The 15,339-nt window shown below is 60.5% G+C and carries 11 protein-coding genes and 1 other RNA gene; 8 read left to right on the plus strand and 4 right to left on the minus strand.

What is annotated here, in order from left to right; all coding sequences use genetic code 11:
- Positions 1-194: 194 nt before the first annotated feature.
- A complete protein-coding gene (gene ppsR, locus ACJ8PI_RS06750) occupies positions 195-1,055 on the minus strand; it encodes a posphoenolpyruvate synthetase regulatory kinase/phosphorylase PpsR (protein ID WP_049234269.1) in 861 nt (286 codons plus the stop codon).
- 467 nt (positions 1,056-1,522) lie between these two features.
- Here ppsR and ppsA point away from each other — a divergent pair, with 467 nt between their 5' ends.
- Entirely contained in the window at positions 1,523-3,901 is a 2,379-nt protein-coding gene (gene ppsA, locus ACJ8PI_RS06755; protein ID WP_041034881.1) for a phosphoenolpyruvate synthase, read from the plus strand.
- A 109-nt stretch (positions 3,902-4,010) separates the two neighbouring features.
- On the opposite strand, the gene rprA is transcribed toward ppsA, so the two are convergent.
- Together rprA and ydiK are read right to left on the minus strand one after the other, a co-directional pair.
- Positions 4,011-4,120: antisense sRNA RprA (gene rprA, locus ACJ8PI_RS06760), an RNA gene on the minus strand.
- A 258-nt stretch (positions 4,121-4,378) separates the two neighbouring features.
- Positions 4,379-5,479: an AI-2E family transporter YdiK gene (ydiK, locus tag ACJ8PI_RS06765; protein WP_033646299.1), complete on the minus strand. Its 1,101-nt coding sequence runs from the start codon at positions 5,477-5,479 to the stop codon at positions 4,379-4,381.
- Positions 5,480-5,723: 244 nt separating this feature from the next.
- Here ydiK and ydiJ point away from each other — a divergent pair, with 244 nt between their 5' ends.
- Entirely contained in the window at positions 5,724-8,780 is a 3,057-nt protein-coding gene (ydiJ, locus tag ACJ8PI_RS06770) for a D-2-hydroxyglutarate dehydrogenase YdiJ (protein ID WP_164134286.1), read from the plus strand.
- Positions 8,777-9,193, plus strand: coding sequence for a 1,4-dihydroxy-2-naphthoyl-CoA hydrolase (gene menI / locus ACJ8PI_RS06775; protein ID WP_016927938.1), 417 nt, complete (start codon positions 8,777-8,779; stop codon positions 9,191-9,193). Before ydiJ ends, menI begins: the two co-directional genes overlap by 4 nt.
- A 45-nt stretch (positions 9,194-9,238) precedes the next feature.
- On the opposite strand, the gene ACJ8PI_RS06780 is transcribed toward menI, so the two are convergent.
- Positions 9,239-9,643 (minus strand): hypothetical protein, encoded by a 405-nt coding sequence (locus ACJ8PI_RS06780; RefSeq protein ID WP_004931369.1) that lies wholly within the window; start codon positions 9,641-9,643, stop codon positions 9,239-9,241.
- Positions 9,644-10,170: 527 nt separating this feature from the next.
- Between ACJ8PI_RS06780 and sufA the strand changes: the two genes are divergently transcribed.
- From sufA to sufS, 5 genes are read left to right on the plus strand one after another with little or no spacing between them, the layout of a single operon-like run.
- Positions 10,171-10,542 carry a Fe-S cluster assembly scaffold SufA gene (sufA, locus tag ACJ8PI_RS06785; protein ID WP_004931368.1) on the plus strand — a complete coding sequence of 124 codons (372 nt, stop codon included), beginning with the start codon at positions 10,171-10,173 and terminating at the stop codon, positions 10,540-10,542.
- Positions 10,543-10,556: 14 nt separating this feature from the next.
- Positions 10,557-12,053 (plus strand): Fe-S cluster assembly protein SufB, encoded by a 1,497-nt coding sequence (gene sufB / locus ACJ8PI_RS06790; RefSeq protein WP_033638360.1) that lies wholly within the window; start codon positions 10,557-10,559, stop codon positions 12,051-12,053.
- Positions 12,054-12,096: 43 nt separating this feature from the next.
- On the plus strand, positions 12,097-12,843 hold the full coding sequence (gene sufC, locus ACJ8PI_RS06795) for a Fe-S cluster assembly ATPase SufC (protein WP_016927936.1): 747 nt from the start codon (positions 12,097-12,099) through the stop codon (positions 12,841-12,843).
- Entirely contained in the window at positions 12,818-14,104 is a 1,287-nt protein-coding gene (gene sufD, locus ACJ8PI_RS06800) for a Fe-S cluster assembly protein SufD (RefSeq protein ID WP_164038294.1), read from the plus strand. The genes sufC and sufD overlap by 26 nt, the downstream gene beginning before the upstream one ends.
- A complete protein-coding gene (gene sufS, locus ACJ8PI_RS06805) occupies positions 14,101-15,327 on the plus strand; it encodes a cysteine desulfurase SufS (protein ID WP_164134285.1) in 1,227 nt (408 codons plus the stop codon). The genes sufD and sufS overlap by 4 nt, the downstream gene beginning before the upstream one ends.
- Positions 15,328-15,339: the final 12 nt, after the last annotated feature.

Consider the following 15,339-nt stretch of genomic DNA (forward strand, 5'->3'; position numbering starts at 1 on the left):
GTTCCCTGGAAACTGTTCTTCTCTGCGGCAGGAGTGCCGGGAAGTGATGGCGATCACAATAACGCAAAAAGCGCTGAATTCAACCGTAGAGATTGTGTTCTGTTGATCAAAGCCGCGAAAAAAAGCACAAAAAAATCAGCGGCTGCTGAAATAAACGGCAGGTGGCGGGGCGCGGCGGCCCCGCGAGGAAAAGGTCAGAACATGCGGCGGCTCATGCCGAGGATGTCGAGGATTTTGGTGGAGATCTCTTCGACCGAATAGTTGGTGGTATTGAGGTAGCGGATCTGATTTTTGCGGAACAGCGCCTCGACTTCGGCGATCTCCATACGGCACTGGCGCAATGAAGCGTAACGGCTGTTTTCACGCCGTTCCTCGCGGATCGCCGCCAGGCGTTCCGGATCGATGGTCAGGCCGAATAATTTATGCTGAAACGGTTTCAGCGAGGCCGGCAGGTGCAAATTGTCCATATCGTCGGCGATAAACGGGTAGTTGGCGGCGCGGATGCCGAACTGCATCGCCAGATAAAGGCTGGTGGGGGTTTTGCCGCAGCGCGACACGCCGAGCAGGATCACCTGCGCCTGATCGAGGTTGCGCAGCGAAATGCCGTCGTCGTGCGCCAGCGTATAGTCGATGGCGGCAATGCGCGCGTCGTACTTGCCGAGGTTGCTGGCGGTCAGACCGTGGGTGCGGTTCGGCACCGGCGTCGGCTCCACTTCCAGCTCGCCCTGCAGCGGGCCGACCAGCGCCTGCACGATATCCTGGCAGAAGCCCTGGCTCTGCACGATCACATCGCGCACTTCCGGCGAGATGATGGAGTAAAACACCAGCGGCCGCACGCCGGTTTCATTATAGATATCATCGATTTGTTGGCGAACTGCGCGAGCGCGCGCCTCGGTTTCGACAAACGGCAGGGTATAGGTGGTCGCCGTGACCGGGAACTGCGACAGCACCGCGTGTCCCAGCACTTCGGCGGTGATCGCCGTACCATCCGAAATATAAAAAACGCTTCTTTCCACCCGAGGCTCCTTACCTGAAAACGGTGTTACTGCTGTCATCACTGTCAATATCATGAGCCGCAGACGATCCGCCGGTAAAGGGGCGAGGGGAAAAATTGTGACGGCGGGGCGGTAAAGCGCCTTGCGGCGGCGCGTGAAGAAAAGCGCGTTTTGCCGGCGGTAAAAATCGCGGCGCGGCGACGCTTTTCGATCCGAAACGTAAATTTGCCGCTATTTTCACCAAAAACGGTAGCGTTTGCGTGGTCATTAAAACAGAAGTTTAAAAAGAGCGTAATTTGTTGAGAACTAAGCTTTTCGTGCGATTGGGAACGGTTCCCAGGCAAATCAGCCGGTTAGGACATTCTCTTAAAAACCACTTTCTTCAGTGGGTTGATCGATTCACCTTTCCATTTTCCCCGGATCAGTGTGCTAGTCTGATTCGGCTCCGTGTTAGCGGCGCCGTAAAGCAAGCGAATTAAATCCGTCTTTACCCTACTGATAGCAATATAGCAATAAGGATTGTCTCGATGTCCAACAATGGCCCAGACTTGCGTAATGTGCTTTGGTACAACCAGCTTGGCATGCACGACGTTGACCGTGTCGGCGGTAAAAACGCCTCCCTCGGTGAAATGATCACCAATCTTTCCGATTTGGGCGTGGCCGTGCCGAACGGTTTTGCCACCACCGCACAGGCGTTTAACGATTTCCTCGAACAAAGCGGTGTTAACCAGCGCATCTATCAGCTACTGGATCAGACCGACGTTGACGACGTTGCACAACTGGCCAAGGCCGGCGCCCAGATCCGCCAATGGGTGATCGACACGCCGTTCCACGCCGAGTTCGAACGCGAAATTCATCAGGCTTACCAACAGCTCGCCGACGGCGAACCGGAAGCTTCCTTCGCGGTGCGCTCCTCCGCCACGGCGGAAGACATGCCGGACGCGTCCTTCGCCGGCCAGCAGGAAACCTTCCTCAACGTGCAGGGCATCGACGCCGTAATGGTGGCGATCAAGCACGTGTTCGCGTCGCTGTTCAACGACCGTGCCATCTCTTATCGCGTGCATCAGGGCTATGACCACCGCGGCGTGGCGCTGTCGGCGGGCGTACAGCGCATGGTGCGCTCGGATTTGGCCTCTTCGGGCGTGATGTTCACCATCGATACCGAGTCCGGTTTTGATCAGGTGGTGTTTATCACCTCCGCCTTCGGCCTGGGTGAAATGGTGGTGCAGGGCGCAGTGAACCCGGATGAGTTCTATGTGCACAAACCGACGCTGCAAAACGGCAAGCCGGCGATCGTGCGCCGCAACCTGGGTTCGAAAAAGATCCGCATGGTGTACGCGCCGTCGCAGGATCACGGCAAGCAGGTGCGCATCGAAGACGTGCCGGAAGCGCAGCGCAGCCGTTTCTCGCTGACGGATGACGAAGTGCAGGCGCTGGCGCAGCAGGCGATCCTGATCGAAAAACATTACGGCCGCCCGATGGATATCGAGTGGGCGAAAGACGGCCATACCGGCAAGCTGCTGATCGTGCAGGCGCGCCCGGAAACCGTGCGCTCCAACGAACAGACCATGGAGCGCTACCAGCTGAACGGCTCCAGCCCGGTGCTGGTGGAAGGCCGCGCCATCGGCCACCGCATCGGCGCCGGTCCGGTGAAAGTGATCCACGACATCAGCGAAATGGATCGCATCCAGCCAGGCGACGTGCTGGTCACCGACATGACCGACCCGGACTGGGAACCGATCATGAAGAAGGCCGCCGCGATCGTCACCAACCGCGGCGGGCGTACCTGTCACGCGGCGATCATCGCCCGTGAGCTGGGGATCCCGGCGGTGGTGGGCTGCGGCCACGCCACCGACGTGCTGAAAGACGGCCAGAAAGTCACCGTCTCCTGCGCGGAAGGCGACACCGGCTTCGTTTACAGCGATATGCTGGACTTCAGCGTGCAGAGCTCCGAAGTGACCGAGCTGCCGGATCTGCCGCTGAAGATCATGATGAACGTCGGCAACCCGGATCGCGCCTTCGACTTTGCGCGTTTGCCGAACGAAGGCGTGGGCCTGGCGCGGCTGGAATTTATCATCAACCGCATGATCGGCGTGCACCCGCGTGCGCTGCTGGAGTTCGATCAGCAGACGCCGGCGCTGCAAAACGAGATTCGCGCGCTGATGCAGGGTTACGATCATCCGGTCGAGTTCTACGTCGGCCGCCTGACCGAGGGCATCGCGACGCTGGGCGCCGCCTTCTGGCCGAAGCGCGTGATCGTACGCCTGTCCGACTTCAAATCCAACGAGTACGCCAACCTGGTGGGTGGCGACAAGTATGAACCGCACGAAGAGAACCCGATGCTGGGCTTCCGCGGCGCCGGCCGCTACGTGGCCGACAGCTTCCGCGATTGCTTCGCGCTGGAGTGCGAGGCGGTGAAACGCGTGCGTAACGAAATGGGGCTGACCAACGTCGAAATCATGGTGCCGTTTGTGCGCACCGTGGCGCAGGCGGAAGCGGTGGTGGCCGAGCTGGCGCGTCAGGGGCTGAAACGCGGCGAAAACGGGCTGAAAGTGATCATGATGTGCGAGATCCCGTCCAATGCGCTGTTGGCGGATCAGTTCCTCGAACACTTCGACGGCTTCTCCATCGGCTCCAACGACATGACCCAGTTGGCGCTGGGGCTGGATCGCGATTCCGGCGTGGTGTCGGAGCTGTTCGACGAACGCAACGACGCGGTGAAAGCGCTGCTGTCGATGGCGATTCAGGCGGCCAAGCGCCACGGTAAATACGTCGGCATCTGCGGCCAAGGCCCGTCCGACCACGAAGACTTCGCCGAGTGGCTGATGGAGCAGGGCATCGACAGCCTGTCGCTTAATCCGGACACCGTGGTGCAGACCTGGATCAATTTGTCGAAAAAGAAATAATTTCTCGGCATCGCTGAGGCATTAACGCCGGGCCGCAGTTAACGCTGCGGCCTTTTTATTTCTGAATGTAAATAACGGCGCGTAAAATAATCAATTCGACGAAAAAAGAATAAAAAAAAGCCCACCGTAGGAGATGGGCAAAGACTACACACAGCAATTCACATGTATGGCATTACATTGTTCAGAAAGGTTGCTTTAAAATCAGTGATTTGAAGCAATAGATGGCCATAATACTAGATTTTTGAACGCGACTAGTCATTAAGAATCATCCTAATCGATAGCGGCATCACATTTTATTTGCGGGAGTTATCTCTTTTTGCCGTTTGCAACAAACAGGGATTTACATTGCACCTTTCATTCGCGGTGCCGTAATCAATATATGGCGGCATTATATTGGGCGGAGATATTACTCGAATGGGGTAGGAATAATGGCAGGAGTGAAAAGTTCCGCCCGACGATGCGGGCGGAAGAGGAGAATCAGCGTTTTTCCAAATCTTCGATGACTTGCTCCGGCGCGGTGGTCGGCTCCGGCGCTTCATCCATCCAGGCGGTCAGCAGGCGATAAGATACCGCCAACACCACCGGGCCGATGAACAGGCCAATCATGCCGAAGGCCAGCAAGCCGCCGATAACGCCGGACAGGATCAGCAGCAGCGGCAGATCGGCGCCCATGCGGATCAGCACCGGGCGCAGCACGTTATCCAGCGTAGCCACCACGCAGCTCCAGACCAGCAGCACGGTGCCCCAGGTGGTATCGCCGTGCCAGTACAGCCAGATGATGGCCGGCACCAGCACCAGCAGCGGCCCCAATTGCGCCACGCAGCAGATGAAGATCAGCATCGTCAGCAGAGTGGCGGCCGGAATGCCGCTCACCGCCAGACCGATGCCGCCCAGCACCGACTGCACCAGCGCCGTCACCACCACACCCAGCGCGACGGCGCGGATCGCCTGGCCGCCCAGCAGCACCGCCGCATCGCCGCGCGCAGAGCCGAGGCGCACCGCAAAGTGGCGGATACCCAGCGCCACCTGCTCGCCGCGCGCATACAACAGGGCGCTGAACAGCAGCATCAGCGCGCAGTGCAGCAGCAGACGGCCGATATGCGCGGCCTGCGCCACGAACCAGGTGGCGGTTTGGCCGAAGTACGGCTGCACCTTCGCCAGCAGCGCGGCGCCGCCGGCGTTAACCAGCGTATGGTAGCTGGTATAGAGCCTGTCGCCGATCATCGGCACGGACTGCAGCCAGGCGAGATCGGGAATATGCAGTTTGCCCGGCGAGCTAGCCCAGGCGATCAGCGGCGCACTGTTATCCACCACGCTGCTGATCAGCAGAGAGATAGGCAAAATGAACAGCAGGATCAGCAGCAGGGTCATCACCAGCACCGCCAGCGAGCGGCGGCCCCACAGCAGCTTTTGCAGTTTGAGCAGCAGCGGCCAGGTGGCGATCACCACCATTCCCGCCCAAGCGAAGCCGAGAATGAACGGTTGGATCACCCAAAAACAGGCGACGATCATGATGGCGATAAACAGCACGCCGAAAATAATTCGCGGTAAGTCGTAACGCGATTGCGGGAGTGGCATCAGTGGCTTCTCATCCTGGTCAATTAAATCCCTGGCACCGGCGAATCGGGTGCCTGTCGGTCGGTTTATTACCGCCGGGCGGCCGCCTGTGGCAGCGTTCGCAGGGCGGTAATAATGTGAATGCCTTCACTAAACGAGTATGTTAGTTTTTAGTGTCACTAAAAAATAGGGTGGGTCTGAATTAAAGGCCCGATTCAGCGTACATCAGCGCATAAAAAATAGACGGACAGGGTCAAAAAAGCGAATGATCCCACAGATTTCTCAGGCACCCGGCCTCGTTCAACGGGTGCTCGACTTTTTGGAAGCACTGAAGCAAAACGGATTCAACGGCGATACCGCCACCAGCTATGCCGACCGGCTGACGATGGCCACCGACAACAGCATCTATCAGCTGTTGCCCGATGCGGTGGTGTTCCCCCGTTCCACCGCCGACGTGGCGCTGATCGCCCGCCTGGCCGGGGAAGAGCGATTCAATGCGCTGACATTCAGCCCGCGCGGCGGCGGCACCGGCACCAACGGCCAGTCGCTCAATACCGGCATCGTGGTCGATATGTCGCGCCATATGAACCGCATACTGGAGATCAACGTTGAACAAGGCTGGGTAAAAGTCGAAGCCGGGGTGATCAAGGATCAGCTGAATCAATATCTGCGGCCGTTCGGCTACTTCTTCTCGCCGGAACTGTCCACCAGCAACCGCGCCACCCTGGGTGGCATGATCAATACCGACGCCTCCGGCCAGGGTTCGCTGGTGTACGGCAAAACCTCCGATCACGTGTTGGGCCTGCGGGCGGTGCTGCTGGGCGGCGAGATGATCGATACCCGCGCCATGCCGACGGCGCTGGCGGAAACGATTGCTCTGGACGAGACCGCCGAAGGGCGTATCTACCGCACGGTGCTGAACCGCTGCCGCGAGCAGCGCGCGCTGATCCTGGAGAAATTCCCCAAGCTCAACCGCTTCCTCACCGGTTACGATCTGCGCCACGTGCTGAGCGACGATCTGCAAACCTTCGATCTGACGCGCATCCTGACCGGCGCCGAAGGCACGCTGGCGTTTATCACCGAGGCGCGGCTGGACATCACGCCGCTGCCGAAAGTGCGCCGTTTGGTTAACGTAAAATACGACTCCTTCGACTCGGCGCTGCGCAATGCGCCCTTTATGGTCGAAGCCAAGGCGCTGTCGGTGGAAACCATCGATTCCAAGGTGCTGAACCTGGCGCGTGAAGACATCGTTTGGCACTCGGTGAACGAACTGATCGCCGACGTGCCGGATAAAGAGATGCTCGGGCTGAACATCGTCGAGTTCGCCGGCGACGATCGGGCGCTGATCGACGGCCAGATGGAAACCCTGTGTCAACGGCTGGACGAATTGATCGCGCAGCGGCAGGGCGGCGTGATCGGTTACCAGATCTGTGGCGATCTGGCGGGCATCGAGCGCATTTACAACATGCGCAAGAAGGCGGTCGGGCTGCTGGGCAACGCCAAAGGGCGCGCCAAGCCGATTCCATTCGCCGAGGACACCTGCGTGCCGCCGCAACACCTGGCGGACTATATCGTTGAATTTCGCCAACTGCTCGACGACCACCACCTGAGCTATGGCATGTTCGGCCACGTCGACGCCGGGGTGCTGCACGTGCGCCCGGCGCTTGATATGTGCGACCCGCAGCAGGAAGTGCTGATGAAGCAGATCTCCGATCGGGTGGTGGCGCTGACCGCCAAATACGGCGGCCTGCTGTGGGGTGAGCACGGCAAGGGCTTCCGCGCGGAATACAGCCCTGAATTCTTCGGGGAAACGCTGTATGAGGAGCTGCGCCGCATCAAAGCGGCGTTCGATCCGGATAACCGTCTGAACCCGGGCAAGATCTGTGCGCCGCTGGCGGTGGATGCGCCAATGATGCAGGTGGACGCGGTCAAACGCGGCACCTTCGATCGCCAGATCCCGGTCGAGGTGCGCACCTCGTTCCGCGGCGCGCTGGAGTGTAACGGCAACGGCCTGTGCTTCAACTTCGACGTGCGCAGCCCGATGTGCCCGTCGATGAAGATCAGCGGCAACCGCATTCATTCACCGAAAGGGCGGGCGACGCTGGTGCGCGAGTGGCTGCGTCTGCTGGCCGAGCAGGGCGTCGATCCGTTGGCGCTGGAGAAACAGCTGCCGCAGCAGCGCCTCAGCCTGCGCGGCCTGATCGAGAAGACCCGCAACAGCTGGCACGCCGGCAAGGGCGAGTACGACTTTTCGCACGAAGTGAAAGAGGCGATGTCCGGTTGCCTGGCCTGCAAGGCTTGCTCCACCCAGTGCCCAATCAAGATTGACGTGCCAGGATTCCGTTCGCGCTTCCTGCAGCTCTACCACACCCGCTATCTGCGCCCGGTAAGCGACTACATGGTCGCCGGCGTGGAGAGCTATACCCCATTGATGGCCCGCGTGCCGAAGGTGTTCAACTTCTTCTTCCGCCAGCCGTGGCTGCGGGAGATGAGCCGCAACGCCATCGGCATGGTCGATCTGCCGCTGCTGTCCAGCCCGACGCTGCGTCAGCAGCTGTCCGGCCACCGCGCGACCACGCTGACGCTGGAGCAGTTGGAAGGGCTGAGCGCCGAGCAGCGCGCAGATCACGTGCTGATCGTCCAGGATCCGTTCACCAGCTATTACGACGCCAAAGTGGTGGCGGACTTTGTCCGGCTGGTGGAGAAGCTCGGCTATAAACCGGTGCTGCTGCCGTTCTCGCCGAACGGCAAGGCGCAGCATGTGAAAGGTTTCCTGACGCGGTTCGCCCGCACCGCGCGCAAAACCGCCGATTTCCTCAACCGTGTGGCGCAGCTTGGCATGCCGCTGGTGGGTGTCGATCCGGCGCTGGTGCTGTGCTACCGCGACGAATACCGCGAGATCCTCGGCGCCGAGCGCGGCGATTTCCAGGTGCAGCTGGTGCACGAATGGCTGCAGCAGCGGATCGCGGATCGCGCCGAACAGCCAGCGACCGGCGAACCCTGGTATCTGTTCGGCCACTGTACCGAAACCACCGCGCTGCCGGCCAGCGGCCAACAGTGGGCGGCGATCTTCGCGCGCTTCGGCGCCAAACTGGAGAACGTCAGCGTCGGCTGCTGCGGCATGGCGGGCACTTACGGCCATGAAGCCAAGAACCTGCAAAACTCGCTCGGCATTTATGAGCTATCATGGCACCCGACACTGCAGCGTTTGCCGCGGCAGCGCTGCTTGGCGACCGGCTATTCCTGCCGCAGCCAGGTGAAACGCATCGAGGGCAATGGCGTGCGCCACCCCTTACAGGCACTTCTGGAGATGATTGAGTGAAATTGTGGAAACGTGAAACATCGCTGGAGCAGTTGAACCGCGCCGGCGACGGCTGCATGGTCAGCCATGTGGGCATCGAGTTTACCCAGCTGGGCGAGGATTTCCTCGAGGCCACCATGCCGGTCGATGGCCGCACCCGGCAGCCGTTCGGGCTGTTGCACGGCGGGGCGTCGGTGGTGCTGGCGGAATCGATGGGATCGATGGCCGGTTACCTGTGCAGCGAGGGCGAGCAGAAAGTGGTGGGGCTGGAGATCAACGCCAACCACCTGCGCGCGGTGTTCGATGGCCAGGTGCGCGGGGTGTGCCGCGCACTGCACGTTGGCCGCCGTCATCAGGTGTGGCAAATCGAAATCTTCGACGCGCGCGATCGGCTGTGCTGCACCTCGCGTCTGACCACGGCGGTCATCGACTGATTCCCGCCGGTTTCCGCAGGCGAGCGGCCTGCGGAGCCTTGCGCCTTACAGCTGAAACGGCACGCGTTTGACGAAGTCCTTCTGAAACGCGTTTGCCTTCTCCCAGGTGCCTTCCATTGCATATTTTTGGCAGATCAGCGTCAGCGTGTGGCGAGCGAAGTGGTAGCTTTGCACCCGAAAAAGCTGGCAGCGCTGTGGGTTGTTGATCTCGACGATCAGCCGGTTGTGCAGCTTGCTGAGCGCATGCAGGTAGCTGTCGTCGTCGCCGTTCTCCAGACACAGATTGGCCATGGTGAGGCTGACGCTGTTGTACCGCTTCAGGTGGTCGATATTGCATTCCGGGCGCCGCAGCGCCGCTTCGGCCATGTAAAAGTCCACCGTGGCGTCGCGCACGCTGAATTTGTAGTCATCAATCTTGCCCAGCAACCATGCGTTGATCGAAAGAGTCATTGGCTTCGCGCTCAAATTACAATTGAATGATAATCATTATCATATAAACTGCCGCGTTGGCGATCAATCCCCGGCGCGGCGTTTTTTCATCGCGCGGGGGTGTAAAAGGCCGTCGACGACCCAATTTAATCCTGAGCGACTAAACTTTAACCTGAGGGTGCGCGCTTGCGCCGCGCCACGAAATGCCGATAAACGCACATTTACGACAGACAGAATGCAGAAATAGGTATTTTCTATGAATGTTTAGATCGGCAACGCCCCGCGGCGCTGTAACGCTGACGGGCCACCGGGGAGTGCGGTACGGTGATGCAGGATAGAGAACAAATTCATAGGGATAGCATGCACGCCTTGCCGCCAGACGCCGCAAGCCGCCACGGGTGTCCCGTTGGCTTGCCGCGCGCCGCAGCGAAAAACCGCGCTCGCGGCGGATACCCCCGCAAAACAAACGGTTGAAGTGATAATCGTTATCACTAACATATAAGCAACCCAGATTGGCTGTGGCCAAACACGAGTGTGAGGTAGACCCTATGCAAACGGAAAATGTCGGCACTTTTTCTCTGGATGAAAATGTCTGGCAAGGCATTTCGCTCAGCGACAGCGCCGTACGACAAATAACCAAACTGATGCAGCAGGATCCGCAGGTGAAAGGGCTGCAGCTAGGGGTGAAACAATCCGGCTGCGCCGGCTTTGCCTATGTGCTGGATCTGACCCGCGAACCCGCCGATGACGATCTGCTGTTTGAGCGCGACGGCGCCAAACTCTATGTGCCGCTGAAGGCCATGCCGTTCATCGATGGCACCACGGTAGATTACGTCCGCGAAGGGCTGAATCAGATATTCAAATTTAACAACCCTAAAGCTCAGCATGCCTGCGGGTGCGGCGAGAGCTTTGGCGTTTGAGCGATGCAATCAACATGACACGAAGCAATGTAGAAATGCCTAATGAAGTGCAGGCTTGGGTCAGCGAAGGTCGCTACAAAGAAGGTTTCTTCACCCAGCTGGCAACCGATGAGTTGGCCAAAGGCATCAACGAAGAGGTGGTGCGCGCCATCTCGGCCAAGCGTAACGAACCCGAGTGGATGCTGGAATTCCGCCTCGAGGCCTACCGCGCCTGGCTGCAGATGGAAGAGCCGCACTGGTTGAAGGCCAATTACGATCGCCTGAACTACCAGGACTACAGTTACTATTCGGCGCCGTCCTGCGGCAGCTGCGACGACGCCTGCGGTTCGCAACCCGGCGCCGAGCAGCAACCGGGCGCGGCGACGGAAAAAGATTACCTGACCAGCGAAGTGGAGCTGGCGTTCAACCAGCTCGGCGTGCCGGTGCGCGAGGGCAGCGAGGTGGCGGTGGACGCCATCTTCGACTCGGTCTCTGTCGCCACCACCTACCGTGAAAAACTGGCGGAGAGCGGGGTGATCTTCTGCTCGTTCGGCGAAGCGATCCAGGAATACCCGGATCTGGTGCGTCAGTACCTGGGGCGCGTGGTGCCGTCCAACGATAACTTCTTCGCCGCGCTGAACGCCGCGGTGGCTTCCGACGGCACCTTCGTTTATGTGCCGAAGGGCGTACGCTGCCCGATGGAACTGTCGACCTACTTCCGCATCAACGCCGCCAAAACCGGCCAGTTCGAGCGCACCATCCTGATCGCCGACGAAGGCAGCTACGTCAGCTATATCGAGGGCTGTTCCGCCCCGGTGCGCGACAGCTATCAGCTGCACGCGGCGGTGGTGGAGGTGATCCTGCATAAAGACGCCGAAGTGAAATACTCGACGGTGCAGAACTGGTTCTCCGGCGGCGAGAGCAAGGGCGGTATCCTCAACTTCGTCACCAAGCGCGCGCTGTGTGAAGGCGCCGGCTCGAAAATGTCCTGGACCCAGTCGGAAACCGGCTCGGCCATCACCTGGAAATACCCGAGCGTGATTTTGCAGGGCGACAATTCGATCGGCGAATTCTTCTCGGTGGCGCTGACCAGCGGCCATCAACAGGCCGATACCGGCACCAAGATGATCCACATCGGCAAAAACACCAAGTCGACCATCATCGCCAAGGGCATCTCCGCCGGCCACAGTGAGAACACCTATCGCGGCCTGGTGAAAATCCTGCCGGGGGCGGAAAACGCCCGTAACTTTACCCAGTGCGACTCGATGCTGATCGGGCCGGACAGCGGTGCCCACACGTTCCCTTACGTTGAAGCGCGCAACAACAGCGCTCAGCTGGAGCACGAAGCCACCACCTCGAAGATCGGCGACGACCAGCTGTTCTACTGCCTGCAGCGCGGCATCAGCGAGGATGACGCCATTTCGATGATCGTCAACGGCTTCTGCAAGGACGTTTTCTCCGAGCTGCCGCTGGAGTTCGCCGTCGAGGCGCAGAAACTTCTGGCCATCAGCCTGGAACACAGCGTGGGTTAATCGCCGCATTTTTAGCGCCGCCGGCGCTATCTGAGGACACAGCATGTTAAGCATCAAGAATTTGAAAGTCAGCGTGGAAGGCAACGAGATCCTCAAGGGATTGGATCTGGAGATCAAACCGGGCGAAGTGCACGCCATCATGGGGCCGAACGGCTCGGGCAAGAGCACGCTGTCCGCCACGCTGGCCGGGCGTGAAGAGTACGAAGTGACCGAAGGGGAAGTCACTTTCAAAGGCAAGGATCTGCTGGAGCTGGATCCGGAAGATCGCGCCGGCGAAGGCGTGTTCCTGGCCTTCCAGTACCCGGTGGAGATCCCCGGTGTCAGCAACCACTTCTTCCTGCAGACGTCGGTCAACGCGGTGCGCAAATACCGCGAGCAGGAGCCGCTGGATCGCTTTGACTTCGCCGATTTCATCGAAGAGAAAATCGCGCTGCTGGATATGCCGGCCGATCTGCTGACCCGTTCGGTCAACGTCGGCTTCTCCGGCGGCGAGAAAAAGCGCAACGACATTCTGCAGATGGCGGCGCTGGAGCCGGATCTGTGCATTCTCGATGAAACCGACTCGGGCCTGGACATCGACGCGCTGAAGATCGTCGCCAACGGCGTCAACTCGCTGCGGGACGGCAAGCGCGCGTTTATCATCGTCACCCACTATCAGCGCATTCTGGACTACATCCAGCCGGATTACGTACACGTGCTGTCCCAGGGGCGCATCGTCAAATCCGGCGATTTCTCGCTGGTGAAACAGTTGGAGGAGCAGGGCTATGGCTGGCTTACCGACCAACAGTAATTCAAACGCGCTGCAGCAGCTGTATCGCCTGTTCGAAGGCCGCGGCGGCGAGCGTTCGCCGCATGCGCTGGCGCACTGGCAGCAGGCGCTGCGCCTCGGCTGGCCAACGCGCAAGCATGAAAACTGGAAATACACGCCGCTGGAGAGCCTGCTGGAGCAGCAGTTCCTCGAACCGCAGCCCGCGCCGGTGAGCGCTGAGCAGCTGGAGGCGCTGGCGCTCGGCATCGATGCCTGTCGGCTGGTGTTTATCGACGGCCGCTACAGCGCCGCGCTGAGCGATGGCGATTTGGGCGAATACCAGTTCGAATTGACTGCCTACGGCACGCCGCAGGCGCTGCCGGAGCCGATCCAGCCGGAAATTTTCCTGCACCTGACCGAAAGCCTGGCGCAGGAAACCAGCCTGATTCGCTTGCCGGCCGGCAAGGCCCCGGCCCGCCCGCTGTACCTGCTGCACATCAGCAGCGGACGCGGCGCCACCGGGGAAGTGAACACCGTGCATCATCGTCACCATCTGGAGATCGGGCGCGGGGCCGAGGCGGAAGTGATTGAACACTACGTCAGCCTGGGCGAGGCCGCGCACTTCACCGGCGCGCGTCTGACCGCCAACGTGGCGGACAACGCCGGGCTGTTGCACTGCAAGCTGGCGTTTGAGAGCCAGCCGAGCTACCACTTTGCCCACAACGATCTGGTTATCGGCCGCGACGCGCGGGTGAAAAGCGACAGTTTCCTGCTGGGCGCCGGCCTGACGCGCCACAACACCAGCGCGCAGCTGAACGGCGAAGGCGCAAACCTGGTGATCAACAGCCTGGTGCTGCCGGTGGGCAAAGAGATCTGCGATACCCGCACCTATCTGGAGCACAACAAGGGCTATTGCGAAAGCCGCCAGCTGCATAAAACCGTGGTCAGCGATCGCGGCAAGGCGGTGTTCAACGGCATGATCAAAGTGGCCAAGCACGCGATTAAAACCGACGGCCAGATGACTAACCATAACCTGCTGTTGGGCAAGGTGGCGGAGGTGGATACCAAGCCGCAGCTGGAGATCTACGCCGACGACGTCAAATGCAGCCATGGCGCCACCGTGGGGCGCATCGATGAAGAGCAGCTGTTCTATCTGCAGTCGCGCGGCATCGACAAACACGCGGCGCAGCAGATGATCATTTTCGCCTTCGCCGCCGAGCTCACCGAAGGCATCGCCAATGACACCATCCGGGAACGGGTGCTGGCGCGTATCGCCCAGCGCCTGCCGGGGGAGGCTGAATGAGTTATCCGATTGAACGCGTGCGCGGCGATTTCCCGCTGCTGGCGCGTGAGGTGAATGGCCAACCGCTGGCCTATCTCGACAGCGCCGCCAGCGCGCAGAAACCGCAGGCGGTGATCGACCGCGAGCTGGAGTTCTACCGCCACGGTTATGCGGCGGTGCATCGCGGCATCCACACCCTGAGCGCCGAGGCGACCCAGCAGATGGAAGCGGTGCGGGAACAGGCGGCGCGCTTTATCAACGCCGCCTCGGCGGAAGAAATGGTGTTCGTCAAGGGCACCACCGAAGGCATCAATTTGGTGGCCAACAGCTTTGGCCGCCACCTGCTGCAGCCGGGCGATGCGATTCTCATCACCGAGATGGAGCACCACGCCAATATCGTGCCGTGGCAGATGCTGGCGCAGGAGCGCGGGCTGCAGCTGCGGGTGTGGCCGCTGCAGCCGGACGGTACGCTGGATCTGGCGCTGCTGCCGGAGCTGGTCGACTCGTCCTGCAAACTGCTGGCGCTGACCGAGGTCTCCAACGTGCTGGGCACCGTCAACCCGGTGCGCGACATCATCGCCCGCGCCAGAGCCCTGGCGCCGGAGCTGACGGTGCTGGTGGACGGCGCGCAGGCGGTAATGCACCAGCGCGTCGATGTTCAGGCGCTGGACTGCGATTTTTACGTATTTTCCGGCCATAAGCTGTACGGCCCTTCCGGCATCGGCATGCTGTACGGCCGCCAGGCGTTGTTACAGCAGATGCCGCCGTGGGAAGGGGGCGGCTCGATGATCAGCCAGGTCAGCCTGACGGCGGGCACCACCTTCGCCGATCCGCCGTGGCGCTTCGAGGCCGGTTCGCCGAACACCGCCGGCATCATGGGGCTGGGGGCGGCGTTCGATTACGTCGAAGCCCTGGGCCTGAATGCGATCCACGATTATGAACAGTCGCTGATGCGCTATGCGCTGGAGGCGCTCAGGCAGGTGCCGACGCTGAAAGTTTATGGTCCGGCCCATCGCGCCGGGGTGATCGCCTTCAACCTGGGGGAGCACCATGCCTATGATGTCGGCAGCTTCCTCGACCAGTACGGCATCGCCATTCGCACCGGCCATCACTGCGCAATGCCGCTGATGGCGTTTTATCAGGTGCCGAGCATGTGCCGCGCTTCGCTGGCGTTATATAATACCCGCGAAGAGGTGGACCGGCTGGTGGCCGGGCTGCAACGCATTCATCAGCTATTAGGCTAGGCCGGGGCGCGT

This window comes from Serratia sp. CY82433 (assembly GCF_052166535.1).
In the GTDB taxonomy this organism is placed as follows: domain Bacteria; phylum Pseudomonadota; class Gammaproteobacteria; order Enterobacterales; family Enterobacteriaceae; genus Serratia; species Serratia sarumanii.